Below are 2,413 nucleotides of genomic sequence, written 5' to 3'. Positions count from 1 at the left end.
GGCCAGGCCTCAGCATTTTATTATGGTGATCCCCTGGGCGAAATGCGCCTGGTAAGCAGAGTTTTTGAAATGTAAGGCCTTTGAATAAGACAAAAGGCTGCCTCATCGCTAACTTTGCAACAGTGCCGGGCAACATGGCAGCTGAGACCGACTGTACAGAGCTGAACAACTGAGATTTAAGACCAGGGAATCAGTAAGACTGAAGGGAGGTATCTGTTATGACGCTGACAGAAAAAACAGGCCATCTGGCATGGTGTGCACTGGTCGCGCTGGCACTGGCCAGACAGGAGCAGGGAGAACTCTCTCCCGCACAGGAAAATCTCTTTCTCACCCGCTGGCTCGCGGCAGCACTGAAGCAACGGCGATTCTCGCGCGATGTGGCACAGGATATCGGGTGGTTACTGAATCAGGGGCGTTTGCTGGGTGTGAGAGCTAAGCTGGCCGACAAACTGGGCTATGTCTGGCGCTCCTGCAGCGGCGAGTTGACTGAACAGAACGACATGTTCCGCCTGACGTATGCGCTGGAAACAGCGAAAGACATGGGCTGGAATTACCGCGTAATGAGCGACAGAGAATGGGCCGGACGATATGCTTTGGTACTCAATCCTGGAGTAAACGGTGTTTATCTCTTACGGACAAACCTTGATGCCGCTTTTGACGACAATGGCCAACAGACAAATCCGCTGACAGTACGTCTGACAGGGAACGTAACTGGGATAATGAAACTGTTAAATCGCTGTGGCTGGCAGGCTGAGCCTGAGTCTGATGCCTCCCTGCCCCACCAGTTTTCACTGATGGCCCGGCAGGGAGTGCCAGGAAAGGGGGATTAGTGGCGGATTTGTGCCAGGTCATCTTCAGTCAGACCGGTCATTTTCATGACAGTATTGCGGTCAATGCCGTTCTGCAGCATGGTACGGGCAATTTTCAGAGTGGCCTGACGCTCACCTTCTGAACGGCCTATTAGCGTGTGCTCCGGTGGTTTGCACATGCGCAAATTTTTCAGCCCAAAGGAGGCTAATCATCACGGGGATTACGTTCAAATCCCCTGCGCCCTCTTGCTGCCCATTCAGCATTGAGTACCACGTAACGCTCCCAGCGTTCACGCAGCTGTGCGAGCTTTAGCGGTACTTCTTTGGTGACAAAGGCTTCCGGTATTTCAAAGTCATCAAGATGCCCTTCCAGGTATACATGTACGCCTTCCAACACATCAATCAGAGTGATGTTGTTACTTTGTTGCCCTTCAAGAAGCGGCCCCTGCCAGCTATGCCAGAAGGCCTGATGGCGCAGACAGCTTTCGTCATTCGCGAGCCTCCATAAATCCATAAAGATTCCTCGTGCAACTTTGAACGGCTGTTCATCAAACTGTTCGATGAGAAAGAAATAACACGGGATCTTGAGCGCGTTAATACGCGCAATTTCAATTTCAGCATCACGGCGCAAGGCAATCAGATTGCTAAAGCGCGAGCGCATACAGGCGACAGGGTTCAATACCCTTACCTTTTCATTCATTTCAGGCATGCCGGGGCCGGTTGCTTCTACATAAAACGGGGCGGTATACAGGTAAAGCTTTTTCCCCTGAAAATCAGAACGGTCAAAGCCTCCGGGGCGGTCGATAATATCCACCACATTTGGCTCGTCAGGCGCATCCGGTACGGCAAATAAGCGTCCATCATCCCGTTTGATATCGTGTGTATCCTGATCGATAAGCATAAACTGCGCAAGGGATGGGGGCTGACCGTCTTTGTTCTCCCACGTCTTAACGTTGAGCGTTTTTGCTATAGCCGCAATATCATCTTTCCGGGCGCTGTAGTCGCAGTCAACAGATGTGGTGAGGCGCTCATCAGGCAATCTGTCGCCGTATTGTGCATGATAATAGGATATCCAGTATTGCACAGCCTGACCGCCAACTGTGATAACGGCATGTTTGAACTGATCAGCGTTGCAGATCAGCTGCTGATTTAGCAGGTACATCTGCTCATAGGGGGGAATAACGTCTTGAACAGGCATAAAAAAACCATCAGCGAATGATGGTTTATTGTGCCTCAAAGTTCAGGATCAGGCAAAAGCGATAGTATGAGCGAATTTGCTACTAGCTGACTTACTGAAGCGGCTTTTCACGGCAGGTTTGTAACCGGCACGACCACGCAAAACCTGCACCGCTACGGCTTCGTAGCGTTCATGCTGCTTTTGTTTAGCTTGTACGGGAGACATAATTTTGTACCTGACGGTAGTTATAAACAAATAAGTTGCAGTAACTATACGTCACGAATCTACGTCACGCAATAGAGGGCACTGTTGCAAATAGTCGGTGGTGATAAACTTATCATCCCCTTTTGCTGATGGGGCTGCACATGAACCCATTCAAAGGCCGGCATTTTCAGCGTGACATCATTCTGTGGGCCGTACGCTGGTA

4 protein-coding genes and 2 pseudogenes are annotated in these 2,413 nt (G+C 50.5%); 3 read left to right on the top strand and 3 right to left on the bottom strand.

The genetic code is table 11. From position 1 onward, the window contains the following. Together MKS11_RS27320 and MKS11_RS27315 are read left to right on the top strand one after the other, a co-directional pair. Positions 1–75, top strand: a pseudogene (locus MKS11_RS27320) (IS6 family transposase); the annotation flags it as partial. Between the two features lie 143 nt (positions 76–218). Beyond that, the gene (locus tag MKS11_RS27315; RefSeq protein ID WP_000176305.1) at positions 219–830 is read left to right on the top strand and encodes a DUF2913 family protein; all 612 of its coding nucleotides are present in this window, start codon (positions 219–221) and stop codon (positions 828–830) included. Here MKS11_RS27315 and MKS11_RS27310 read toward each other — a convergent pair. The 3 genes and pseudogenes from MKS11_RS27310 to MKS11_RS27300 form a co-directional block, all read right to left on the bottom strand. Then, positions 827–958, bottom strand: a pseudogene (locus MKS11_RS27310) (ISNCY family transposase); the annotation flags it as partial. The gene MKS11_RS27315 and the pseudogene MKS11_RS27310 sit on opposite strands and share 4 nt — an antisense overlap. Positions 959–1,014: 56 nt before the next feature. After that, entirely contained in the window at positions 1,015–2,007 is a 993-nt protein-coding gene (locus tag MKS11_RS27305; protein WP_001145103.1) for a hypothetical protein, read from the bottom strand. Between the two features lie 48 nt (positions 2,008–2,055). Next, positions 2,056–2,211 (bottom strand): hypothetical protein, encoded by a 156-nt coding sequence (locus MKS11_RS27300; protein WP_000075580.1) that lies wholly within the window; start codon positions 2,209–2,211, stop codon positions 2,056–2,058. 140 nt (positions 2,212–2,351) lie between these two features. Here MKS11_RS27300 and MKS11_RS27295 point away from each other — a divergent pair. Next, positions 2,352–2,413, top strand: a 62-nt coding sequence (locus MKS11_RS27295) for a hypothetical protein (protein ID WP_001549973.1), incomplete at its 3' end; no start/stop codon positions are given.

The organism is Klebsiella sp. K5-45, from assembly GCF_030128605.1.
Lineage (GTDB): Bacteria > Pseudomonadota > Gammaproteobacteria > Enterobacterales > Enterobacteriaceae > Klebsiella > Klebsiella quasipneumoniae.
This window is presented reverse-complemented; position numbering and strand designations above follow the sequence as displayed.